Below are 21446 nucleotides of genomic sequence, written 5' to 3'. Positions count from 1 at the left end.
CCGCGATCATATATCAGATGCCATACTGGATCGCATGAAAGCACCCGAGGAGCTCCGCAGCCACCGGTGGTTCGGCGGCGACGAGCTGCGCAACTTCAGCCACCGCGCCCGCGGCCGTCAACTGGGCTACAACCCGGAAGAGCACCTCGGCAAACCGGTCATCGGCATCCTCAACACGTGGTCGGACATCAACCCCTGCCACATGCACCTGCGCGAACGCGCCGAGCAGGTCAAGCGCGGCGTCTGGCAGGCCGGCGGCTTCCCGCTGGAGTTCCCGGTGGCCACGCTGTCGGAGACGTACCAGAAGCCGACCCCGATGCTCTACCGCAACCTCCTCGCGATGGAGACCGAGGAGATCCTGCGGTCCTACCCGATCGACGGCGCCGTTCTGATGGGCGGCTGCGACAAGACGACGCCGGCGCTGCTGATGGGCGCGGCGAGCGCCGGGCTGCCCGCGATCTTCGTGCCGGCCGGGCCGATGCTGCGCGGGCACTGGCGCGACGAGGTCCTCGGCAGCGGCACCGACATGTGGAAGTACTGGGACGACAAGCGCGCCGGGCTGATCGGCGACGCGGAGATGTCCGAACTGGAACGCGGTCTCGCGCGGTCGCCGGGGCACTGCATGACCATGGGGACGGCGTCGACGATGACGTCGGCCGCCGAGGTGCTCGGCATGACGCTGCCGGGGGCCGCGTCGATCCCCGCCGTCGACTCCGCGCACCACCGGATGGCCGCGGCGAGTGGCGCGCGGATCGTCGACATGGTCTGGGAAGACCTGACCGTGGGGCAGATCCTGGACAAGCGGGCCTATGCGGACGCGATCACCACAGTGCTGGCGCTCGGCGGGTCGACCAACGCCGCGATCCACCTGATCGCGATGGCCGGGCGCAGCGGGATCCCGGTCTCGCTGGCCGATTTCGACGCGCTCGCCCGGCGCGTGCCGGTGCTGGCGAACATCCGTCCCGGCGGCGCCTGGCTGATGGAGGACTTCTACTACGCGGGCGGCCTGCCCGGGCTGCTGTCGCGGCTGACCGACCTGCTGCACCTCGAACGGCCCACCGTCACCGGCCGCACCCTCGGCGAGAACCTTTCCCAGGCGAAGGTGCACAACGACGACGTCATCCGGCCGCGCGAGAACCCACTGGCCGCCGAGGGCGGAGTGGCGGTGCTGCACGGCAACCTGGCGCCGTCGGGGGCGGTGATCAAGCACATCGCCGCCGAGCCGCACCTGCTGACGCACACCGGGCCGGCGGTGGTGTTCGAGGACTACGCGGACCTCAAGAAGCGGATCGACGACCCGTCGATCACCGCGGACTCGGTGCTGGTGCTGCGCGGTTCCGGCCCGCTCGGCGGCCCCGGCATGCCCGAGTACGGGATGCTGCCGATCCCTTCGCACCTGCTCGCCGCCGGGGTCCGCGACATGGTCCGGATCTCCGACGCCCGGATGAGCGGCACGAGCTACGGAGCGTGCGTGCTGCACGTGGCACCGGAGTCCCACGTGGGCGGGCCGCTGGCCCTGGTCCGCGACGGCGACCTGATCACGTTGGATGTGCCCGCCCGGGCGCTGCGGCTCGAGGTGTCCGATGAGGAGCTGGCGCGGCGTCGCTCGGAGTGGGTCGCGCCGGCGCAGCGGTTCGAGCGTGGTTACGGCGCGCTCTACAGCGAACACATCACGCAGGCGGACGAAGGCTGCGACTTCGACTTCCTGGCGCGGGCGGGCAACAACCCGGAACCCGACGCGCGTTGACCTCCCGTGACCGGTTCATCCCCCGTTAGGGCGAGTCGTACGGCTTGTCCGGGTGCCCCGTACGCTGATCCCGTCACCGGCGCGATCCGGTGCCGCGTTGAAGGGGTGGAGAGTTGCCGTACGAACCGCGCTGGCCCGAGTCACACGGTGAGCAGACGGACGTCCTGCCGGTCGTCCGGCCCGAACCGAATCCGGCACTCACTCCGGTTCAGAAGCTCGCCCGGCGGATCAACCTGCGCAAGGCCGGCTTGATCGCGGGCGGGGCGCTCGGCCTGCTCGTCGCGATCTACGGCATCGACCTGCTGGTCAGCCAGGGCAGCGTCCCGCGCGGCGTGACCGTGGCGGGCGTCGACGTCGGCGGGATGGATCGCCAGGCCGCCGAGCAGGAGCTGCGCGGGCAGATCGAGCCGCGGCTGACGCGCCCCGTCGCCGTCACCGCGGGCGATGTCCAGGGCACGCTCTCGCCGACCGTCGCCGGGCTGAAGCTCGACTGGCCGCAGACCCTCGACCAAGCCGGCGAGCAGCCGCTGAACCCGTTCACGCGCCTGGCGTCGCTGTTCTCCAGCCGCGAGGTCGGCGTCGTCAGCCACGCCGAGGACGCGAAGCTCACCGCCGCCCTCGACGGCCTCCGCGGTCAGGTCGACCGCGACCCGGCCGAGGGCACCGTGAAGTTCGAGGGCACGAACCCGGTCGCCGTCGCGCCGAAGCCCGGGCAGAAGCTCGACGTCGCGGCCGCGAAGGCCGCCGTCGTCGAGAAGTGGGCGCGCGGGGAGACCCTGGCGCTGCCCGTCACCACCACGCCGGTCCGCACCACGCCCGAGGGCGTCCAGGCCGCGCTGGAGCAGTTCGCGAAGCCCGCCGTCTCGGGCCCGCTGGTGGTCAAGGGCGACGGCAAGAACGCCACCGTGAAGCCGGACGCGATCGCCGCGGCGCTGAGCTTCGAGCCCGCCGAAGGTGGCGGCCTCACCCCGAAGATCGACAACGGCAAGATCACCGAAGCCGCCGGGCCGCAGCTGAAGTCCACCGAGAAGGAGGGCAAGGAGGCGACCATCGTCTTCGAGGGCGGCAAGCCCACGGTCGACCCGTCCACCGACGGCCGGACCGTCGACTGGGACCCGAGCCTCAAGCCGCTGCCCGACGTCCTCAAGAAGACCGACGGCCGCGAGGTCGCCGCGATCTACAAGGACAGCCCGGCGAAGGTCACGACCGAGCAGGCGAACCAGCTGGGCGTCAAGGAGGTCGTCGGCGAGTTCACCACCGGTGGCTTCGCGGCCGACTCCGGCACCAACATCCGCGTCGTGGCGCAGAAGGTGAACGGCGCCATCGTCAAGCCCGGGGAAACCTTCAGCCTCAACGGGTTCACCGGCCCGCGCGGCAAGCCGCAGGGCTACGTCGAAGCCGGCGTGATCGAGAACGGCGCCCCGGCGCGCGAGGTCGGCGGCGGCATTTCGCAGTTCGCGACGACGCTGTACAACGCGTCGTACTTCAGCGGCATGAAGGACGCGGGGCACAAGGAGCACAGCTACTACATCAGCCGCTACCCCGCCGCGCGCGAGGCGACGGTGTTCCAGAACCCCAACGGCGCCAGCGTCATCGACATCAAGTTCACGAACGACTCGGCCACCGGCATCGCGATCCAGACGATCTGGACGCCGTCGTCGATCACCGTGAAGCTGTGGGGCACCAAGCGCTACACCGTCGAGTCGATCCAGGGCGGCCGCTCCAACCCGACCGACCCGCCGACCAAGCCGGGCCCGGCGGAGAACTGCCACGCGTCCAACGGCGCGCCGGGGTTCACCACGAGCGACACCCGCGTGCTCAAGGACGCCGCTTCGGGCCGCGAGGTCAGCCGCTCGACCCGCAACGTCCGCTACAACCCGCAGCCGAAAATCACCTGCGGCGAAGGCCAGTGACCTCCTAACGGCCGTTCACGCACCGCGTCCGCGGCGGTACCGTGGGTGTCCATGGCGACGCGCGCGGCAGGGTTCCGGGACGTCCTCGCGGTGGCCGAGTTCCGGGCGCTGTTCTCCGCCCAGCTCGTCTCGGTCACCGGTGACCAGCTGGCCCGGGTCGCGCTGTCGATCCTGGTCTACGACCGGACGAAGTCGCCGGGCTGGGCGGCGCTGGCGTACGCGCTGACGTTCCTGCCGGACCTCGTCGGCGGGCCGCTGCTGTCCGGGCTGGCCGACCGCCACCCGCCGCGCACGGTGATGGTCCTGGCCGACGTCCTGCGCGCGCTGGCGGTGGCGGCGATGGCGTGGCCGGGTCTCCCCCTGCCGGCGGTGGCCGGCCTGCTGGTCGGCGTCCAGCTGCTCAACCCGGTGTGGAACTCCGCCCGCGCGGCACTGCTGCCGCAAGTGTTGCCGGGCGAGACGTTCGTGCCCGGCATGGGCCTGCTGATGATGCTGGTGCAGGCGGGCCAGGTCGCCGGGTTCGCCCTCGGCGGGCTCCTGGTCGCGGCCATCGGCACCGGCGGCGCGCTGCTGGCGGACGCGGTGAGCTTCGCGGCGTCGGCACTGTTCCTGGTCACCGGCGTCCGGTCCCGGCCGCCGCGGGAGTCCTCGGGCGTCCGCTGGTGGCGGCACGTGCGCGCGGGCTTCACCGTGGTGGCCGGCGACCGGCGCCGCCTCGCGCTGGTCGCGCTGGGGTGCGTGTCGGGCATCTACATCGCGGGGGAGGCGATCGCGGCGCCGTACGCGGCGGAGCTCGGGGGCGGCGCGGTGGTCGTCGGGCTGCTGCTGGGGGCGTACGCGCTGGGCAACGTGCTCGGGATGGCGGCGCTGTCCCGGATCCCGGCCGAGCGGCGTGCGCGGTTGCTGGGACCGTTGGCGGTGCTGGCGTGCGCGGCGCTGCTGGGCTGCGCGCTGCGTCCGGACCTCGAGGCCACGCTGGCGCTGCTGACGCTGTCCGGAATGGCCAGTTCGTACAACCTCATCGCCAACACGACGTTCGTCCAGCTGACCCCGGACGCCCAGCGCGCGCAGGCGTTCGGGTTCGCGCTGACGGCGTTGCGGGTGTCGCAGGGACTCGGCGTGGTGCTCGCCGGGCTCGCGGCCGAACGCGCGGCGCCGCACGGGGTCGTCGCCGGAGCCGGGGCGATCGGCGTGGTCGCCGCCTTCGGCGCGGCGATGTTGTGGCGGCGAGCGCAACCGGAACCCCGGTGACCGGCGGGAGGCCGGTCACCGGGCACGGTTCAGGACCGCGTCCAGTCGGTCGGGCACTGCGGCAGCGGTGTCGAGACGCCGGGGCGGGTCCAGTCGGTCGGCAGCTCGCGGACGGTCCAGTCGGTGGGCAGTTCGCGGGCGGTCCAGTCCGTCGGGAGCTGACGCGGGGTCCAGTCCGTCGGGATCGCGCGGGTCCAGTCGGTGGGGAGCTGGCGCGTCCAGTCGGTCGGCCGCTGCGCGCGCCGGCGGGACGGGACGATGTTGGCGTTGGGCAGGAAGTGCGACATGATTTCTCCTGTTCGGCTGGGATCTTGCACAGTGCGTGACCGGACGGTAGCCCGACCAGCCTAGTGACACACCGCGTTCATTCGATTACAGTGACGATTTCCGCGAAAGGGTTCGTCCTGAGCAGAAGGGCGTTTCGTGGGATTGTCCGGGTCCCAAGGGCGAAAGCCCAGCTCAGAACGTCCACGATCGGGTATCCGTACGTGGGCGATGTGGAAGCTGGCCACTCCGGTGTTCGGCTATGTCCTCATCGTCGACGCGCTGGCACTGGTCGCGGTCCTCGCCACGACCGCGCTCGTGCCGGTCACCACCCAGTCCCTGCTCTGGTGCGGCCTGATCCTGGGCGGCGAGATCGTGCATCTCGAAGCGGCGCAACGCATCGAGCGGATCCGGGAGCTCGCCGCCGACGGTCGGCCGCACATGCACCTGCAGTCGATCTGGATCTTCGCCGGGCTGCTCCTGCTGCCGCCGCCATTGGCCACGCTCGTCATCGTCGTCAGCTACGCCCATTCCTGGGTCCGCGTTTACAAACGGCGCGGCGTAATTCACCGGAAAGTGTTTTCCGGGGCGACCGTCATCCTCGCCTGTTTCGCCGCTGGCGCCGTTCTGTCCGCCGGCACCGGGCACGTGGCGCCGTACGTGCCGTACCTGGACGGGTTCGGCGGGATGACCGCGCTGCTGCTGTCCGGGATCGTCTACTTCGGACTCAACTACGTGCTGGTCATCCTCGCGATCCTGATGAGCAACCCGGGCAAGCCGCCGCGGCAGGCGTTCGGCAACCCGTCGGACGTGCTGATCGTGCTGGCCGCGGTCGGCGTCGGCTGCGGGATCGCGCTGGTGATGACGGTCCGGCCGTGGCTGCTGCCGGTGCTCATGGTGACGCCGGTGGCGCTGCACATCGGCCTGCTGCTGCCGCAGTTCCAGGCCGCCGCGCGCACGGACTCCAAGACCGCGCTGCTCGCGCCGGAGTTCTGGGTCCAGCTGGCGCGCAACGAACTGGCCCGCGCCGCGGAGCTGTCGTCGACCGCGGGCGTGCTGATGATCGACCTCGACCACTTCAAGGCCATCGACGACGGCAACGGCCACCTGGCGGGCGACGAGGTCCTGCGCGCGATCGCGGCGGCGATCCAGGGCTCGGTGCGCGGTGGCGACTACGTCGGCCGGTTCGGCGGCGACGAGTTCGTGGTGCTGCTCCCGGGCGCGACGAGCGCGGAGATCGTGTCCATCGCGGACCGCATCCGCGCGGCGATCGCCCGGATCGAGGTGGCGGTCCCGGTGATCCGCCCGGGCAAGCCCGAGGTGATCGACGGCCTGACCGCCTCGATCGGCGCGGCGGTGTACCCGGAAACGGCGACGGAGTACACGATCCTGCTGCAGGCGGCGGACGACGCGGTGTTCGCGGCGAAGGCGGCCGGGCGCGACCGCGTGGTCCTCGCGGAAACGCGCACCGAGCTGTCCCGCCCGGAGATCCCCGACGTGCTCTGATCCCCGGGCGGGCCGGACGCTACGGCAGGGTCGAGAGGGAGTCCTCGAGCGTCGCCGCGGACAGTTCGTTGTCCACCATGTCCCCGGCCAGGTAGGCGCCGTACGCCGGCAGGTCCAGGTGCGCGTGGCCGCACAGCGCCGTGAGGATCACCTTCTCCTCGCCGGTTTCCTTGCACCGCAACGCTTCCTGGACGCACGCCGCCAGCGCGTGCGTGGGCTCCGGCGCCGGGATGATCCCTTCGGAACGCGCGAACCGCACGCCCGCGGCGAAACACTCCTGCTGCCCGATCGCGATCGCCTCGATCAGGCCGAGCTCGTAGATGTGCGAGATCAGCGGCGACATCCCGTGGTAGCGCAGGCCGCCCGCGTGGATCGGGTCCGGGATGAAGTCGTGGCCGAGCGTGTGCATCTTCAGCAACGGCGTCAGCCCCGCGGTGTCACCGAAGTCGTAGGCGTACTTGCCGCGCGTCAGCGACGGGCACGCGGCCGGCTCGACCGCGCGGATCACCGGGTTCATCCGGCCGGCCAGCTTCTCGCGCAGGAACGGGAACGCGAGCCCGCCGAAGTTCGAGCCGCCGCCGGTGCAGCCGACCAGCACGTCCGGGGTGTCGCCGGCCAGTTCGAACTGCTTCAGCGCCTCTTCGCCGATGATCGTCTGGTGCAGCAGCACGTGGTTGAGGACGCTGCCCAGGGCGTACCGCGCGTCCGGGTCCTGCGCCGCCTGCTCGACGGCCTCGCTGATCGCGATGCCGAGGCTGCCGGTGGAGTCCGGGTGCTGCTTGAGGATCGCCCGGCCGGACTCGGTCAGCTCGGACGGGCTCGGGTGGACGGTCGCGCCGAACGTCTCCATCATCAGCTTGCGGTAGGGCTTCTGGTCGTAGGACGCGCGGACCTGCCAGACCTCGCACTCCAGCCCGTACTGGGCGCAGGCGAACGCGAGCGCGCTCCCCCACTGGCCGGCGCCGGTCTCGGTGGTCAGCCGGGTGACGCCCTCCTGCGCGTTGTAGTACGCCTGCGGGACGGCGGTGTTCGGCTTGTGCGAGCCGACCGGGCTGACGCCTTCGTACTTGTAGTAGATCCGCGCGGGCGTGCCGAGCGCCTTCTCCAGCCGGCGCGCCCGGAACAGCGGAGACGGCCGCCAGAGCCGGTAGACGTCCCGGACCTCCTCCGGGATGTCGACATAGCGATCAGTCGTCACTTCCTGGGCGATGAGCGCCTGCGGGAAGAGCGGAGCCAGGTCGTCCGGCCCGACGGGCTCGCGGGTGCCGGGGTGCAGCGGCGGTGGCGGCGGCTCCGGCAGGTCGGGGATGACGTTGTACCACTGGGTCGGCAGATCCTCTTCGTCCAGGATGTACTTGGTCTGCTCAGCCATCGCGCCTCCTAGGTCGGCACTTCAACTTAGGACGCCACCGGCCGTGGAGCCAGTACGGTGTGGACGCCGACTCCTCGAAAGGGCCTCGTGATGGACAGCGTGCTGACGGACCTCCCGGTGTGGCTGCCCGAGTCGGGCCGCGGCCCCGGCCTGGTGCTGGTCCAGGAGATCTTCGGGCTGGACGACTACCTGCGCTCGGTGGCGGCGGACCTCGCCGCCGAGGGGTACGTGGTGGCGGTCCCGGAGCTGTTCTGGCGGACTGCTCCCGGCTGGTCGTCGTCCCACGACGAGGCGGGCGTGGCGGCGTCGATGGAGGTGGCGTCCACTTTCGACCCGGTGTCGGGACTTTCCGACGTCCTGGCGACGATCGCCCACCTCCGCGCCCATCCCGCGGTTTCCGGCGGCGTCGGAGTGCTGGGCTTCTGCCTGGGCGGATCGCTGGCCTTCGCCGCGGCGGCCGCGGGCGACCCGGACGTGGCGGTGTCGTTCTACGGCTCGACGGTGGCCGGGCAGGTCGCGGACCTGGCGAAGATCACGTGCCCGATCCAGTTCCACTTCGGCGGGCAGGACCCGTACATCCCGCGCGCGGACGTGGCGGTGGTCGAGTCCGCGGTCGCGGCCCATCCGGGCGCGGAGATCCACGTGCAGGAGGAGGCGGGGCACGCGTTCCACAACAACGTGGCCCCGATGTTCCACCACCCGGCCGCGGCGGCCCGGGCGTGGGACCTCACGACCGGCTTCCTGCGGCGGACCCTGCCCGCGTGATTCACCCGGACGAGTGCCGGGCCAGGTTCGCCTGGTGGGGGCCGGCGAGCCAGTCCTGCTCGAGCCGCGCGTCGACCGGTTCCTCGCCGCGCCGCAACGCGTCGATGTAGGCCCGATCGGCGGCGAAGCGCGCCGCCACCTCGGGACCCTCGGCGACGGCACCGTGGCCGGGGACCACGACCTCGACGTGCCGGGCGGCCTCGGCCAGCCGGTCGAGCGCGGTCGCGTACGCGTCCACCTGACCGGGACGGCGGGGGTCGAGGAGCGGGATCAGGAGGTCGGAGAGCATGTCGCCGGCGACCAGGACGCCACGGTCGGCGAGCAGGAGCGCGGCGTGGCCGATGGCGTGCGCCTCGTGCTCGACGAGCTCGCCCGGCACCGGTCCCCCGTCCGCGGGCAGCGGGGTGACGAGCCCGATCAGCTCCGGCGGGATGCCCGTCGCGCTCTCCGCCGCCATCGTCCGCGCGCGCTCCAGGACCGCGCCGGCGGCCGCGGCGCAGGCGGCGGTGGCGTAGCGCGGCACGTCGCCGAACCGGGGGTGCCAGAGCAGGTGGTCCCAGTGGAGGTGGGTGGAGAACCCGGCGACCACCGGCAGACCGAGCCGGTCGACGTCGTCGGCGAGCTCGGTCAGATCGGCACCGTCGATGCCGGGGTCGACCAGGATCACCCCGGCGTCCGCGCGCACCACGACGGCGTTGCTCCGGACCCACTCGCTCTGCCGGACCCAGACACCGTCGGCCACCTGCTTCAGCATCGGCCCACTCTGTCAGGTGGCCACGTCCGGCGCGAGCGGTCGGCTAGGGTGACCGCGTGCATCCGCGGCTGGGGGCCCTGTTCCGGGGTGTCGGCGGGCGACCGGCGGTGCTCGTCGAGCTGATCTTCCTGCTGCTCTGGTTTCCGCTCTTCGCGTTTCTCGACTCCCTGGTGGGCAAGGACTTCGCGGCCGCCACCGCGAACGCGCTGGCCCTCCAGTCCGCGGAGCACGCGGTGCACCTCGACGTCGAACTGAGCGTGAACGGCTGGCTGGCCGGGAACCCGGTCCTCGCCCAGCTCGCGGTGTACCTGTACCGGCTGTACTACGTGGTGGTCGCCGGGACGCTGCTGTGGGTGTTCGTCCGGCACGCCGAGGTCTACCGCCAGGTCCGCCGGACGATGGTCGCGATGATGGCCCTCGTCCTGCCGGTCTACTGGGCGGTGCCGATGTCGCCACCGCGGTTCGCGCTGCCGGGCGCCGTCGACATCGTTGCCCGGTACGACATCTGGGACCAGCCGAGCTGGACGAGTCCGACGCACTACACGGCCATGCCCAGCATGCACGTGGGCTGGTCGCTGTGTTGCGCGTATGCCGTGTGGACCGCGCTCCGGGGCACGCGTCCCCGCCTGGCGCTGGCGGCATGGGCGTTCCCGGCGCTCATGGCGGCGGACGTGCTCGCCACGGCGAACCACTACGTGCTCGACATCGTGGGCAGCATCGCGCTGCTGGGCGTCTCCATCGCGGCGGGCGTCCTGTGGGGGTCCCGGGTCGTCTACAGTCGCCACCAGCGCTGACCTTGGAGGAACCGTGCCCCACGCCGTGGACTTCGTCACCGTGTCGACCGCCGGCCTGGAGTCGTCGCCGGTCGCGCCCGCCCTCGCCGGCCTGCGGGCCAACGAGGCCCGCTACTTCAAGAACAAGTACGACCACGTCTTCACGGTCGAGCCCGCGGCCGACGCCGAGGCGACCATCGCCTGGGTGAGCCGCATCCTCGCGGAGGAACGCGACATCGTCATCGCCGCACCCCCGCTCGAGGCGACCGAGTTCCAGGTCGAGAACATCCGGATGGCGTACGTGTTCTACGAGGACGGCCTGTCGATCAACGTGATGTACACCCTCGAAGACGGGGGGAAGCGAGCGGTGGGGTTCAAGCTCTCCGACGGGATGGACGTCCCGGCGGAACTGGGGGCGTTCAAGTTCGCCCGCCAGAAGTCGAAGCTGGCCGGCACCATCCGCGGCTCCTACTTCGTCATCAAGAACGAGTACTGATCAGTCCTTCGGGTCGACCCAACCAGGCGACGGTGTCGTCACCATCGACCTCCCGCTCGCCCCCGGCCACCCGTTCGAGCCGCTGCCGCTCGGAGCCGGCGAGACCATCCCGGGACAAGCGCGTTCCGCAGGCCGACCGCACGACCGCCTCGACGAAGACCGCGTAGTCGACCCTTGTGGCGGAGAGTGAGTTGCCGTCGAGCGTGGAGGCCGGTTCGAAGTCGAGCACGGCCGGCGTCGTGGTCGAGGCAATGCGAACACTCTTGTCCTTCACGCCGCCGAAGAGTTTCCGCTTCCGCGTCAATTCGACCGTCTCGATCCGCATATGGGGAAAGTCCACCATCAGGACGTTCCCGCCCGCCTCGTTCAGATCACCGAGAAGCGACACCGATCCCACCGTTCGCCCGCCGGACGCACTGAACAGCCATCTGCAGGCCCTCAACCGCGTGCACCTTGCCGTCGGCCGGCACCGAAGCCCGCACAAACCCGGGAACAAACCGCCCGGCGCACTCGTCGGGATCTTTGTTCATCATTCATCCTTTCTTGAATCGAATCCTACGGACGTGCGGCGACGATTTGGTCGAGCTTCACCAGTTACTGGCGACGTCTCGCCACGGACAGCCCCCGGTCGAGCGCGTTACCGGCGACGTCAGGCCAACCGATCAGGAATCGAGAAGCGCCGGTCGCCGCCCCCGACCTAGCGTTACCGGCATGACGAACATCGACTCCATCACCCTCGAGGTTTCCGACATCGCCGCCGCCGAGCGCTTCTACGCCGACGGCTTCGGACTGACCACCCAGCTCCGGTTCCGGACCGCCGCGGCCGCCTCCACCGGCTTCCGCGGCTACACCCTCTCCCTCGTCGTCGCCCAGCCCGCCGACGTCGACTCGCTCATGGCCACCGCTCTCGAAGCCGGGGCCACCACGCTCAAGCCCGCCGCGAAGTCCCTGTGGGGCTACGGTGGCGCCGTCCAGGCGCCCGACGGTGCCATCTGGACCCTTGCCACCTCGACCAAGAAGGACACCGGGCCGGCCACCCGGGCGATCGGCTCGATCGTGCTGCTCCTCGGCGTCCAGGACATCCTGGCCAGCAAGAAGTTCTACGTCGACCACGGTCTCACCGTCGGGAAGAGCTTCGGCCGCATGTACGTCGAGTTCGACGGCGGGAGCGGACCCGTCAAGCTGGCGCTCTACCGGCGGAAGGCGCTCGCCAAGCAGGCCGGCGTCGCTCCCGAAGGCTCCGGTGCGCACCGGATCGCCGTCAACGCCGGCGTGCCGTTCACCGACCCGGACGGGTTCGCGTGGGAAGTCGCCACGACCCAGTCGCTCGACGCCTGACCAGGCGATCAGTCACCCGTTCGGAAATTCGAGCAGGGTGCCGTGGCCGACCGGGACCGCGTCGTCCCGGGCCGGCGACGCGGACTTGGGGCTGCCCACGCAGACGTACCCGGCGTACGTCCGGTCCTTGACCCGCTCGGCCACCGGCCGGAACCGATCGGGCCGGAGACCGCGGAACCGCGTCGCGACGACGTCTTCGTACAACCGTTGCGAGACGACCACCACGACGTCGTCGCCGGCGTGCCGGACGAGCGCTTCGCGCACGGCCACCGCGTCGAGCAGCCGGCAGGCGACGATCGGGGCGTCCCCGATGGGGCCGAAGACCCCCGCGGTCAGGGCGCCGTGGTGCATCGAAATCCGCAACCGCAACCGCGGGCAGCTGCCGCGCGCCAGTTCTTCCACCACCTCGTGGACGAAGTCCGCGACGACGAGGGAAACGTCGGAATCGGCGGGCAGCACCGCCAGCTCACCGTCCCCCCGCGGTTGCCGGAGCCATTCGGCGCGGACGAGACCTGCCCGTTCGGCAGCGCGGTCGAGAACCTCCTTCAGTCGGAGCAGAACCGCGGTCTGGTCGAGGATCCCCATTCTCGAGAATCCTTCGACGTCGACCGCTACGACGAGTCCGTAGACGAGTTGACCTTCGTGAAGCATGTCCATCCCCTCGGCAGAGCCGATGTCCCTCACACGATTGAACAGTCGGGGGCGGTTTCCGTGCCACGTCCGCGGACACACGAAGACGAACTCGCTCCCGGGACGCCGAAGACGTCGAGGTCCCCCGATTTCCGCCGGTTCCGGCACCCCATCCCGCCCGGAAAGCGTGAGACGATGTGGGACACAACCGGCCGACGTGGGACACGATGCCAAGATGCCTCCTTCCCGACCCGGGCCATTCGGTGACCTTGACCCGTCCGGGGTCACGACGCTCACCCAGCTGGCCGCGCTGCTCCGGCAATGCCGGGTGCGCGCCGGGAATCCGTCGCTGCGCGACATCGAGCGGCTCGGCGAGAAACGCGGGCACACCTTGCCCCGCTCCACCGTGGCCGGCGTCCTGGCCGGCCGGCGCGCGCCGCGGCGTGATCTGCTCCTGGCCCTGCTGACCGCGTACGGAGTTCCCGAAGAAGACCGGGCGGGGTGGACGATCGCGTGGGAAAGGGCCGTCGCCGGCCGGCCGGCGGAAAACGCGGACTTCGGCCCCGATCCGGCCGCCGGGGAATCGGCCGACATCTGGCGGTTCCCGCCGGACGAGCCGGTGGTGATCACGTGCGGGCGAATCCCGGAATCGATGGTCAACAACCTCCCGGCGAGCGATCCGCGGGATCCCGACTACGTCGATCTGCTGACCTACGCCGATCCGGACGCGCTGGTCCACCTGTTCGGCCACATTCGCGCCCTGAACCCGGATAACCACGTCAAGTTCGCGACGACGAGCGAACTGCAGCCCGCGGACCACGCCAGTCACCTGGTGGTGATCGGCGGGTCGGATTTCAACCTGCTGACCCGCGACATGTTCGCCGCCCTGCACCTGCCCGTGAAGATGTCCCCGCGTTTTCCCGAAACGGATTGGCTCGGCCTGGAAGTCGGCAACGGGGAGGGGACCCGGCGCTTCAGCCCCGTCCTCGGCGACGAATACGGGGCGCGCATCCTCCACGAGGACGTGATCCTGTTCTTCCGCGGTCTCAACCCGGCCGACCGGCGGCGCACCATCACGATCTGCGCCGGCATGTACGCCCGCGGCACGCTGGCCGCGGCCCGGTGCCTGACCGATCCGGTGCTCGGGCCGGTGAACCAGGACTACCTGCGCCGTCGGGTCGGTGCCAACCCGCACTTCGGGTTCGTCGCGAGGGCGTTCGTCATCGACCGGATGCTGGCCCCACCGGACCTCACCGCGCCCGGGCACCTCCTCTACGAATGGACGCGCCCGGAGTGACCGGCCGCCGTCAGCGCGGCCCGAGCCCGGTGCGGCCGTCGATCAGCTCGCGGACGACGTCGAGGTGGCCGGCGTGCCGGGCCGTCTCCTCGATCATGTGCAGGACCACCCCGCGCAGGTCGGCGATCTCGTCCCCGAGCGGCGCGGGGTGGCGCAGCTTCGGCACCGCGGACAACGGCGTCGCGGCGAAGATCTCGTCGGACCGGCGGCACTGGTCGCGGTAGAACGCGAAGACGACCTCCGGGGGCCGGGGCGTGGTCGACGGCGCGGGGCCGGCCGGCCACGCGACCGGGTCCGCGGTGCCGGTGACGATCTCCTGGAACCAGTGCCGCTCGGCGTACCCGAGGTGCTCGACCATGCCGAGCGGGGTCCAGCCGGTCGGCAGGACCGGGGTCGCGAGCGCGTCCTCGCCGAGTCCGTCGAGGATCGCGAGGACGCTTTCGCGCTGGGCACGCAGGAAAGCCTGGAGCGTGCGCTTCTCGTCGTCGGCCACGACGGGGAACCCTAACGGGCAGCAGCGCACCTTGGCGGACGGTTTTTGTCGGTGGGGTTCGGTAGCGTCGGAGACATGGCAACACTGGTCACCTTCCACGCCCACCCGGACGACGAATGCCTGCGCACCGCCGGGGTGATGGCCAAGGCCGTCGCCGAGGGGCACCGCGTCGTGCTCGTCGTCGCCACCAAGGGCGAGGCCGGCGAGGTCCCCGAGGGCTTTCTCGCCGAGGGCGAACACCTGTGGGAGCGGCGCGTGCGGGAGTCGCACGCGGCCGCGGAGATCCTCGGGGTGGAGCGCGTCGAGTTCCTCGGCTACCGCGACTCCGGGATGATGGGCGAGTCCACGAACGACGACCCGGAGTGCTTCTGGCAGGCGGACGTCGAAAAGGCGGCCGAGCAGCTGGCGGCGATCCTGCGCGAGGAGTCGGCGGACGTCCTGACGGTCTACGACGACAACGGCGACTACGGCCACCCGGACCACATCCAGGTCCACCGGGTCGGCATGCGGGCGGCGGAGCTGGCGAGCACCCCACGCGTGTTCCAGGCGACGTTCAACCGCGAGTTCATGCAGCGCGGCTTCGAAGCGGCGGTGGAGCAGGGCCTGATGCCCCCGGAGGCAGCGCCGAAGCCCCCGGAGAACGTCGAGTTCGGCAAACCGGAGGCCGAGATCACGGCGGCGGTCGACGTGTCGAAGTACGTGGGGGCGAAGCGCGCGGCGATGCGGGCGCACCCGAGCCAGATCAGCGAGGACATGTTCATGCTGGCCATGCCGGACGACGCGTTCGCCTTCGCGTTCGGGACCGAGTGGTTCATCCGGGCCGGCCAGGGGCCGGGGATCACGGAGACGGATCTGCTGGCCGAGCTGTAGGACAGTCGGCTGGTCGCGAGTGTCCGGCCGGGTCCGGGGCCGGGGCCGGGGCCGGGGCCGGGGCCGGGGCCGGGGCCGGGGCCGGGGCCGGGGAGAGGCTAGCGGCGTAGGCGAGCCGAGTGGGTGGCTTGGCGGCGGGAATGCGGTGCTGCCGGGCGTGCCTCGGCGCGGGTTGTGCGGATTTTGCTCCCCCGGCGACCAGGCTGCTCGGCGGTGAACCGCGAACCTCCCCGCGATGCGGCCGTGGTCGGCCTCCGGCGCGGGGCCTCAGCCGATCGCGGCCCCCGACATGCCCGACCAGCCCTCCGCCGCGAGGCCCCAGCCGACTGCAGCCCGGCCAACCTCCGGCGCAGGGCCCTCAGCCGAGCCCGATCCCGCCAACTCCGGCGCGAGACCTCAATCGGCCTCAGCCCCCGGCGGGCTCCTACGCGGGCCCCAGCCGACCGCACTCCCCACCGAGCCTGCCCAGCTCCAGCCGACCTCAGCCCAGGCCGGTCAGTCCGGCGCGGCCGTCACGTCCAGCTCCACCAGCTGGCCCGCGTACCCCAGCCGGGCCACCCCCAGCAACGTGCTCGCCGAGGTGAACGCCGCCCCGATCGCCGACTCCGTCAGCCGGTCCCACACCGCCGACAGCACCGAGCGGTCCTCCGTCACCACGTAAATCACCGTCCGGACCACGTCGGACGGCGACGCGCCCGCGAACTCCAGGGCCGAAGCCGTGTTGGCCACCACCTGGTCCACCTGGGGAAGGAGCCCGTCCACCACCGCACCGTCCGGGGTCAGCGGGCACTGGCCGGCCAGGTACACCGTGCGGGCCGATGTCGCCACCGTCACGTGGTGGTAGCCCGGTGGTGCGTGCAGGCCGGGCGGGTTCTGCCGTTCAATGGTCACCACCGCATCATCACCGGGCGCGCAACCGAGAAACGCCGGGAGGGCACGTGCGCAGGACCATCGACTGGGCCGGCGACGCGATCGTCGTCATCGACCAGACCGCGCTGCCCGGCGAGTACCGGCTGCTGCACCTGCGGACCGTCGGTGAGCTCGTCGACGCCATCCGGCGCCTCGCCGTCCGCGGGGCGCCCGCCCTCGGGGCCGCCGGGGCGCTCGGGGTCGCCCTCGCGGCCCGGACCAGCGACGACGTCGAAGCCGATGCCGCGCTGATCGCCACCGCGCGGCCCACCGCCGTGAACCTCGGCTGGGGCGTCGAGCGCGCGCTGAAGAAGCTTCACCACGGCCCGGAAGCCGTCCTCGAAGAAGCCCTCGCCCTCCTCGCCGAAGACGAAGAGCTCAACAAGACCGCTTCACGCCACGCCGCCGAGATCGTGCTCGCCGCCTGCCCGCGACGGCCGCTGCGCCTGCTCAGCCACTGCAACGCCGGGCGCCTCGCGACCGTCGGCTGGGGCAGCGCCCTCGGCGTCGTCTGGCACCTGCACGCCCGCGGGCTCGTCGAGGAAGTCCTGGTCGACGAGACGCGCCCGCTGCTCCAAGGCGCCCGGCTGACCGCGTGGGAGCTCGCGCAGGAGCAGGTCCCGTACCGGGTCCAACCGGACGGCGCGGCCGCCGCGGCGATGGCGCGCGGGATGGTCGACTGCGTGCTCGTCGGCGCCGACCGGATCGCCGCGAACGGCGACGTCGCCAACAAGATCGGCACCTACGGACTGGCGATCGCCGCGAAGCACCACGGCGTGCCGTTCGTCGTGGTCGCGCCTTCGTCCACAGTGGACAGCAGGCTCGCGGACGGCGCGGGCATCGCCATCGAAGAACGCGATGCCCGCGAGCTCACCGAATACGCCGGAGTGCCGATCACCCCGCCGGGCACGCGGGTCTTCAACCCCGCGTTCGACGTGACGCCCCACGAGCTCGTCACGGCCGTGGTCACCGAGCACGGCCGCTACGAGCCTTAGGGACGCGGGCCGATCTCGCGACCGCCGTCGGTCACCGTGATGGCCATCGCCGGGCACGAGTCCGCGGCGTCCAGCACCGTTTCGTCGGCGTCGACGTCCGAAACCGCCGTCTGCGCCACCGCACCGTCGAGGACGAAGACCTCGGGCATCAGCGCGGCGCACATCCCCGAACCGATGCAGGTGTGTTCGTCGACTTCCACGTGCCAGCTCATGGCCACCTTCCGAGTCACCAGCCGATCGGCATCGACCGCGGTCCGCGGACGAGCATCTGCGTCTTCCACACGATATCGCCGGCCAGGTGCAGCCCCGGCAGTTCGGTGACCAACGCGCGGAGCGCCTCCTGCAGCTCGAGCCGGGCGAGCGGCGCGCCGAGGCAGTGGTGGACGCCGTGGCCGAAGCCGAGGTGGTGCTGGTCCTCGCGGTCGAACCGCAGGCCCTCGGCGTCGTCGAACTGCAGCCGGTCGCGGTTGGCCGCCCCGATGGCCACCAGCACCGGCTCCCCCGCCCGCACGAGCACGCCGCCGACCTCGACGTCTTCGGTGGCGTAGCGCGCGAACCCGGCGCCCGCGCCCAGCGGCACGAACCGCAGCAGCTCCTCGACGGCGGCCGGGATCAGGTCCGGGTCGGCGACCAGCCGCTCCCACTGGCCGGGCTGGTCCAGCAAGGCGTAGACGAAGTTGGGGATCTGGCTCGCGGTGGTCTCGTGCCCGGCGACGAGGATGCCGACGCACAGGTCGACCAGCTCCAGCTCGGTCAGCCGGTCACGCGTGTCGCGCGCCTCGATCAGCGCCGTCATCAGGTCGTCCTGGGGCCGCGCCCGGTGCTCCGCGATCAGCCCGCGCATGTAGTCGCGCAGCTCTTCGCGGTTGCGCTCGAACTCCTCGGGGGTCAGGCCGCTGGTGGACAGCGCGGCGTCGCTCCAGACGCGGAACTTCGGCCGGTCGCCGACCGGGACGCCGAGCAGCTCGCAGATGACCGCGACCGGGATCGGCAGCGCGTACAGGTCGACCAGGTCGGCGGGCGGTCCGGCGGCCTTCATGTCCGCGATAAGCCCGGTCGCGAGCTCGACGACGCGCGGGCGCAGCAGCTCGACGCGCCGCATGGTGAACGCCTTCGCCACCAGCGTCCGCAGCCGCGTGTGGTCCGGCGGGTCCATCTGCAGGATGCCGCCGTCACGCTGGACGGGCGAGCGGCGCGGCGCGTCCTTCTCCTTCTCCATCGCCCGCGAGAACCGGCGGTCGCCGAGCACCAGCCGGGCGTCGGCGTAGCGGGTGGCCAGCCAGGCCGGGTCCCCGTAGGTCATCTTGACCCGGACCATGCCCTCGGCGTCGCGGGCGGCCGCGTAGGCCTCGTTGAGGTCGAGCCCCGCCTCCTCGTTGAAGGGGTACGAGAGCGGCTCGGTGTGGGCGACGGTCATGCGGAAACCCCCGTGGTCGGATTGTAAGCGACTGCTTACAACGCTACACAGTTTCTCCCCACCTGTCACGGTCCGCCATTGCCAGGTCACGGAATCCTAGGTTACGGTGACCTAGGTGTGGATCGAGATCCTCTTGCTGTCGAAGCTGGACCGGGAGCCGATGCACGGCTACGAACTGCGCAAAGCCGTGGAGGCGTCGACGGGCCACACCTTGTCGAACAACTCGCTCTACCCGACGCTGCGGCGCTTCGTCGACGCGGGCGCGGTGAGCCGCAGCGCCGAGGAGCAGGAGGCCAAACCGCCGCGGCACGTCTACACGGTCACCGATGTCGGGCGGGAGCTGCTGCGCGACATGCTGGCGGACTTCCCCGGCGAGCTGGCGCTGAACGAACCGGAGTTCCTCGCGAGAGTGGGGAACTTCGGCCGGCTGAGCCGCGACGAACGTGCCCGCGTGCTCGACGTCCGCAAGGGGGCGCTGCTCGCCGAGCGGGCGCGGGTCACCGGGCTCGCCGCCGGGCAGGCCGACCCGTGGAGCCGCGCCGCGCTGCACCACGTCATCGGGAAGTTCGACGCCGAGCTCCGCTGGCTCGCCGACCTCGAAACCGAACTGAGGAGAGACGCATGACCACCACCGAAGAGACGCCTCGCCTCCCCTTCACCCGGGCGAACGCGCTCGCCATCGCGCCGGACTACGAAACGCTGCGCCGGCGGGCCCCGATCAGCCGGGTGCTGACCCCGGCCGGCGACCCGGCGTGGCTGGTGACGTCGTACGAAGAGGCCAAGGAGATCTTCCGCGACAAGCGTTTCGGCCGTTCACACCCCGCGCCGGAGCAGGCGTCGCGGATTTCGAACGCCGCGATCCAGGACGGCCCGAGCGGGGACTTCGAAACCGAAGAAGCCGAGCACAAGCGGATGCGCCGGATGCTCGCGCCCGCGTTCTCCGCGCCGCGGATGCGGGCCCTCGGCGACCGGATCGCCGAGCTGACCGACCGCTGCCTCGACGACCTGCAGGCCGCGCACGACGCGAACCCCAGCGAGCCGGTCGACCTGACCGACTTCCTCGCGTTCCCCTTGCCCGTGCTGGTGATCTGCGAGCTGCTCGGCGTGCCGTACGAAGACCGCGAGAAGTTCCGCGGACTGTCCGAGCGGATCGCGATGATGGACGGCGGCGAGGACGCGCAGGCGGCCATGACCGAGTTCAAGGCCTACATGACGAAGCTGGCCGACGCCAAGCGCGTGGACCCGCAGCCGGACGTCATCTCCGACATGGTCGCGGTCCAGGCCGACGACCCCACGTTCACCGACGACGACCTCGCCCGGATGGGCGCCGGCCTGCTGTTCGCCGGCCACGAGACGACGTCCACCCGGATCGCGATGGGCACGCTGTTCCTGCTCAGCGACACCGCCCGCCGCGATCGCTTCGCCGCCGACCCCGACGGCGAGGTCAACCAGACGATCGAGGAGATCCTGCGCCTGACGGCGACCAGCGGCACCGGCCTGCTGCGCTACGCCCACGACGACGTCGAGGTCGCCGGGACGCGGATCATGCGCGGCGACGCGGTCCTCATCTCCAGCGACGCCGCCAACCGCGACGCGGCGGTGTTCGCCGACCCGGACGAGTTCGACCCGGCCCGCACGCCGAACGTCCACCTGGCCTTCGGCACCGGCGCGCACGTCTGCATCGGCGCCAACCTCGCCCGCACCGAGCTGCGGACGGTGTTCCCCAAGCTGTTCTCGCGGTTCCCCGGCCTGCGGCTGGCGGCCGGGATCGACGAGATCCCGGTCCGCGTCAACCGCGTCGCCGGCGGGGTCGACGCCGTCCCCGTGACGTGGTGAGCCCCATGAAGATCACCGCGGACACCGACAGCTGCGTCTCCTCCGGGCAGTGCGTGCTGCTCGCGCCGGGCACCTTCGACCAGGACGAGGACCTCGGCACCGTCGTCCTGCTCTCCGACGGGCCGGCGGCCGGCGAGGAGGACGCGGTCCGGCAGGCCGAGCTGACCTGCCCGGCCGCCGCGATCCGCCTTTCCGGCGCCTAGGCGCGCCCGCGCCCGGTTTGCCGGTTAGCCTGCTCGGATGAGCGAACAGGCCGGCCGGCGCCGGGACGCGGCCGCGACGCAGCGCGCGTTGCTGGACGCCGCCGCGACGTTGTTCGCCGAGCGCGGCTTCGACCGGACGACCGTGCGCGAGATCGCGAGCCAGGCCGGCGTCAACCAGGCGCTGCTGTTCCGCTACTTCGGCAGCAAGGACGCGCTGTTCGAGGCGGTCATCGCGCGCAACGGGCGCGAGCAGCTGGCCAGCACCCCGCCCGAGCGGCTCTTCAGCGCCTCCTTGCGCGGCATGCTGGCCCCGGAGGGCACGCGGAACCGGACACTGGAGACGTACTTGCGCTCGTCGGGCAGCGACGGCGCCGCGGCCGCGATCCGGCAGGAGATCGGCGAGGAGTACGCGCAGGTGCTGGCGACGCTGACCGACGCGCCGGACGCCGAGCTGCGCGCCGACCTCGCGCTGGCCTGGCTGATGGGCATCGCGTTGGTCCGCGAGATCTCCGGCACGGAACCCCTGGCCAGCGCCGACCCCGACGAGGTCTGCCGCCTGGTGCTCACCGCGACGCGCACCCTCCTGGAGCGCGCGGAATAGCCGTGGGAGCCCTACC

24 protein-coding genes are annotated in these 21446 nt (G+C 71.5%); 15 read left to right on the top strand and 9 right to left on the bottom strand.

Translation table 11 applies throughout. The annotated features are described in order from the left end of the window. Positions 1 to 34 precede the first annotated feature (34 nt). From araD to ACZ7OU_RS17485, 3 genes are all read left to right on the top strand, one after another. On the top strand, positions 35 to 1747 hold the full coding sequence (gene araD / locus ACZ7OU_RS17495) for an L-arabinonate dehydratase (RefSeq protein ID WP_470255772.1): 1713 nt from the start codon (positions 35 to 37) through the stop codon (positions 1745 to 1747). A 113-nt stretch (positions 1748 to 1860) separates the two neighbouring features. Next, positions 1861 to 3660 carry a VanW family protein gene (locus tag ACZ7OU_RS17490; protein WP_470255771.1) on the top strand — a complete coding sequence of 600 codons (1800 nt, stop codon included), beginning with the start codon at positions 1861 to 1863 and terminating at the stop codon, positions 3658 to 3660. A gap of 51 nt (positions 3661 to 3711) precedes the next feature. Further along, positions 3712 to 4911 carry an MFS transporter gene (locus ACZ7OU_RS17485; protein WP_470255770.1) on the top strand — a complete coding sequence of 400 codons (1200 nt, stop codon included), beginning with the start codon at positions 3712 to 3714 and terminating at the stop codon, positions 4909 to 4911. 29 nt (positions 4912 to 4940) lie between these two features. On the opposite strand, the gene ACZ7OU_RS17480 is transcribed toward ACZ7OU_RS17485, so the two are convergent. Further along, positions 4941 to 5198, bottom strand: coding sequence for a hypothetical protein (locus tag ACZ7OU_RS17480; protein ID WP_470240927.1), 258 nt, complete (start codon positions 5196 to 5198; stop codon positions 4941 to 4943). Between the two features lie 208 nt (positions 5199 to 5406). Here ACZ7OU_RS17480 and ACZ7OU_RS17475 point away from each other — a divergent pair, with 208 nt between their 5' ends. Beyond that, a complete protein-coding gene (locus tag ACZ7OU_RS17475) occupies positions 5407 to 6681 on the top strand; it encodes a diguanylate cyclase (RefSeq protein WP_470255769.1) in 1275 nt (424 codons plus the stop codon). A gap of 19 nt (positions 6682 to 6700) precedes the next feature. On the opposite strand, the gene ACZ7OU_RS17470 is transcribed toward ACZ7OU_RS17475, so the two are convergent. Beyond that, the gene (locus tag ACZ7OU_RS17470; protein ID WP_470240929.1) at positions 6701 to 8053 is read right to left on the bottom strand and encodes a TrpB-like pyridoxal phosphate-dependent enzyme; all 1353 of its coding nucleotides are present in this window, start codon (positions 8051 to 8053) and stop codon (positions 6701 to 6703) included. A gap of 90 nt (positions 8054 to 8143) precedes the next feature. On the opposite strand from ACZ7OU_RS17470, the gene ACZ7OU_RS17465 reads away from it, so the two are divergent. Continuing rightward, positions 8144 to 8818: a dienelactone hydrolase family protein gene (locus ACZ7OU_RS17465; RefSeq protein ID WP_470255768.1), complete on the top strand. Its 675-nt coding sequence runs from the start codon at positions 8144 to 8146 to the stop codon at positions 8816 to 8818. A 1-nt stretch (position 8819) separates the two neighbouring features. Here the strand turns inward: ACZ7OU_RS17465 and ACZ7OU_RS17460 are convergent, their stop codons facing one another. Next, positions 8820 to 9572 carry an MBL fold metallo-hydrolase gene (locus tag ACZ7OU_RS17460; protein ID WP_470255767.1) on the bottom strand — a complete coding sequence of 251 codons (753 nt, stop codon included), beginning with the start codon at positions 9570 to 9572 and terminating at the stop codon, positions 8820 to 8822. A 56-nt stretch (positions 9573 to 9628) separates the two neighbouring features. Here ACZ7OU_RS17460 and ACZ7OU_RS17455 point away from each other — a divergent pair, with 56 nt between their 5' ends. Together ACZ7OU_RS17455 and ACZ7OU_RS17450 are read left to right on the top strand one after the other, a co-directional pair. Continuing rightward, on the top strand, positions 9629 to 10366 hold the full coding sequence (locus tag ACZ7OU_RS17455; protein WP_470255766.1) for a phosphatase PAP2 family protein: 738 nt from the start codon (positions 9629 to 9631) through the stop codon (positions 10364 to 10366). 13 nt (positions 10367 to 10379) lie between these two features. Further along, positions 10380 to 10841, top strand: coding sequence for a phage tail protein (locus ACZ7OU_RS17450; RefSeq protein WP_470255765.1), 462 nt, complete (start codon positions 10380 to 10382; stop codon positions 10839 to 10841). On the opposite strand, the gene ACZ7OU_RS17445 is transcribed toward ACZ7OU_RS17450, so the two are convergent. Continuing rightward, entirely contained in the window at positions 10825 to 11229 is a 405-nt protein-coding gene (locus ACZ7OU_RS17445) for a hypothetical protein (protein ID WP_470255764.1), read from the bottom strand. The two genes, ACZ7OU_RS17450 and ACZ7OU_RS17445, sit on opposite strands and share 17 nt — an antisense overlap. Positions 11230 to 11552: 323 nt before the next feature. On the opposite strand from ACZ7OU_RS17445, the gene ACZ7OU_RS17440 reads away from it, so the two are divergent. After that, entirely contained in the window at positions 11553 to 12179 is a 627-nt protein-coding gene (locus tag ACZ7OU_RS17440; protein WP_470255763.1) for a glyoxalase, read from the top strand. A 12-nt stretch (positions 12180 to 12191) separates the two neighbouring features. Here ACZ7OU_RS17440 and ACZ7OU_RS17435 read toward each other — a convergent pair whose 3' ends face one another. Further along, positions 12192 to 12764: a nucleotidyl cyclase domain-containing protein gene (locus tag ACZ7OU_RS17435; RefSeq protein ID WP_470255762.1), complete on the bottom strand. Its 573-nt coding sequence runs from the start codon at positions 12762 to 12764 to the stop codon at positions 12192 to 12194. Between the two features lie 280 nt (positions 12765 to 13044). Here ACZ7OU_RS17435 and ACZ7OU_RS17430 point away from each other — a divergent pair, with 280 nt between their 5' ends. Next, entirely contained in the window at positions 13045 to 14106 is a 1062-nt protein-coding gene (locus ACZ7OU_RS17430; RefSeq protein WP_470240938.1) for a helix-turn-helix domain-containing protein, read from the top strand. Between the two features lie 10 nt (positions 14107 to 14116). Here ACZ7OU_RS17430 and ACZ7OU_RS17425 read toward each other — a convergent pair whose 3' ends face one another. Continuing rightward, entirely contained in the window at positions 14117 to 14599 is a 483-nt protein-coding gene (locus ACZ7OU_RS17425; RefSeq protein ID WP_470255761.1) for a DinB family protein, read from the bottom strand. A 75-nt stretch (positions 14600 to 14674) separates the two neighbouring features. Between ACZ7OU_RS17425 and ACZ7OU_RS17420 the strand changes: the two genes are divergently transcribed. After that, on the top strand, positions 14675 to 15469 hold the full coding sequence (locus tag ACZ7OU_RS17420) for a PIG-L family deacetylase (protein WP_470255760.1): 795 nt from the start codon (positions 14675 to 14677) through the stop codon (positions 15467 to 15469). A gap of 495 nt (positions 15470 to 15964) precedes the next feature. Here ACZ7OU_RS17420 and ACZ7OU_RS17415 read toward each other — a convergent pair whose 3' ends face one another. Then, on the bottom strand, positions 15965 to 16360 hold the full coding sequence (locus ACZ7OU_RS17415) for a RidA family protein (RefSeq protein ID WP_470240941.1): 396 nt from the start codon (positions 16358 to 16360) through the stop codon (positions 15965 to 15967). Positions 16361 to 16407: 47 nt separating this feature from the next. On the opposite strand from ACZ7OU_RS17415, the gene mtnA reads away from it, so the two are divergent. Next, positions 16408 to 17373 (top strand): S-methyl-5-thioribose-1-phosphate isomerase, encoded by a 966-nt coding sequence (mtnA, locus tag ACZ7OU_RS17410; RefSeq protein WP_470255759.1) that lies wholly within the window; start codon positions 16408 to 16410, stop codon positions 17371 to 17373. Here the strand turns inward: mtnA and ACZ7OU_RS17405 are convergent. Together ACZ7OU_RS17405 and ACZ7OU_RS17400 are read right to left on the bottom strand one after the other, a co-directional pair. Next, the gene (locus ACZ7OU_RS17405; RefSeq protein WP_470240943.1) at positions 17370 to 17585 is read right to left on the bottom strand and encodes a ferredoxin; all 216 of its coding nucleotides are present in this window, start codon (positions 17583 to 17585) and stop codon (positions 17370 to 17372) included. The genes mtnA and ACZ7OU_RS17405 overlap by 4 nt on opposite strands. Before the next feature lie 14 nt (positions 17586 to 17599). After that, positions 17600 to 18790: a cytochrome P450 gene (locus tag ACZ7OU_RS17400; RefSeq protein ID WP_470255758.1), complete on the bottom strand. Its 1191-nt coding sequence runs from the start codon at positions 18788 to 18790 to the stop codon at positions 17600 to 17602. Between the two features lie 115 nt (positions 18791 to 18905). Between ACZ7OU_RS17400 and ACZ7OU_RS17395 the strand changes: the two genes are divergently transcribed. Genes ACZ7OU_RS17395 through ACZ7OU_RS17380 form a run of 4 tightly spaced genes read left to right on the top strand, consistent with a single transcriptional unit; the run spans position 18906 to position 21430 of the window. After that, complete coding sequence (locus ACZ7OU_RS17395) at positions 18906 to 19415, top strand: PadR family transcriptional regulator (protein WP_470255757.1); 510 nt, start codon at positions 18906 to 18908, stop codon at positions 19413 to 19415. Next, complete coding sequence (locus ACZ7OU_RS17390) at positions 19412 to 20626, top strand: cytochrome P450 (protein WP_470255755.1); 1215 nt, start codon at positions 19412 to 19414, stop codon at positions 20624 to 20626. Before ACZ7OU_RS17395 ends, ACZ7OU_RS17390 begins: the two co-directional genes overlap by 4 nt. A gap of 5 nt (positions 20627 to 20631) precedes the next feature. Further along, on the top strand, positions 20632 to 20829 hold the full coding sequence (locus tag ACZ7OU_RS17385; RefSeq protein WP_470255754.1) for a ferredoxin: 198 nt from the start codon (positions 20632 to 20634) through the stop codon (positions 20827 to 20829). A gap of 37 nt (positions 20830 to 20866) precedes the next feature. Next, positions 20867 to 21430, top strand: a complete 564-nt coding sequence (locus ACZ7OU_RS17380; RefSeq protein WP_470240948.1) for a TetR/AcrR family transcriptional regulator — start codon at positions 20867 to 20869, stop codon at positions 21428 to 21430. Positions 21431 to 21446: the final 16 nt, after the last annotated feature.

This window comes from Amycolatopsis sp. NPDC114505 (assembly GCF_055633615.1).
The sequence above is the reverse complement of the archived record's forward strand: the minus strand, read 5'-3'. Positions and strand labels throughout refer to the sequence as shown.

Coding starts and splice junctions, on each gene's coding strand:
- araD (WP_470255772.1), top strand. CDS start 35: ATGAAAGCACCCGAGGAGCTCCGCAGCCACCGGTGGTTCGGCGGCGAC.
- ACZ7OU_RS17485 (WP_470255770.1), top strand. CDS start 3,712: ATGGCGACGCGCGCGGCAGGGTTCCGGGACGTCCTCGCGGTGGCCGAG.
- ACZ7OU_RS17480 (WP_470240927.1), bottom strand. CDS start 5,198: ATGTCGCACTTCCTGCCCAACGCCAACATCGTCCCGTCCCGCCGGCGC.
- ACZ7OU_RS17475 (WP_470255769.1), top strand. CDS start 5,407: ATGTGGAAGCTGGCCACTCCGGTGTTCGGCTATGTCCTCATCGTCGAC.
- ACZ7OU_RS17470 (WP_470240929.1), bottom strand. CDS start 8,053: ATGGCTGAGCAGACCAAGTACATCCTGGACGAAGAGGATCTGCCGACC.
- ACZ7OU_RS17465 (WP_470255768.1), top strand. CDS start 8,144: ATGGACAGCGTGCTGACGGACCTCCCGGTGTGGCTGCCCGAGTCGGGC.
- ACZ7OU_RS17460 (WP_470255767.1), bottom strand. CDS start 9,572: ATGCTGAAGCAGGTGGCCGACGGTGTCTGGGTCCGGCAGAGCGAGTGG.
- ACZ7OU_RS17440 (WP_470255763.1), top strand. CDS start 11,553: ATGACGAACATCGACTCCATCACCCTCGAGGTTTCCGACATCGCCGCC.
- ACZ7OU_RS17435 (WP_470255762.1), bottom strand. CDS start 12,764: ATGGGGATCCTCGACCAGACCGCGGTTCTGCTCCGACTGAAGGAGGTT.
- ACZ7OU_RS17430 (WP_470240938.1), top strand. CDS start 13,045: ATGCCTCCTTCCCGACCCGGGCCATTCGGTGACCTTGACCCGTCCGGG.
- ACZ7OU_RS17420 (WP_470255760.1), top strand. CDS start 14,675: ATGGCAACACTGGTCACCTTCCACGCCCACCCGGACGACGAATGCCTG.
- ACZ7OU_RS17405 (WP_470240943.1), bottom strand. CDS start 17,585: ATGAGCTGGCACGTGGAAGTCGACGAACACACCTGCATCGGTTCGGGG.
- ACZ7OU_RS17400 (WP_470255758.1), bottom strand. CDS start 18,790: ATGACCGTCGCCCACACCGAGCCGCTCTCGTACCCCTTCAACGAGGAG.
- ACZ7OU_RS17390 (WP_470255755.1), top strand. CDS start 19,412: ATGACCACCACCGAAGAGACGCCTCGCCTCCCCTTCACCCGGGCGAAC.
- ACZ7OU_RS17385 (WP_470255754.1), top strand. CDS start 20,632: ATGAAGATCACCGCGGACACCGACAGCTGCGTCTCCTCCGGGCAGTGC.
- ACZ7OU_RS17380 (WP_470240948.1), top strand. CDS start 20,867: ATGAGCGAACAGGCCGGCCGGCGCCGGGACGCGGCCGCGACGCAGCGC.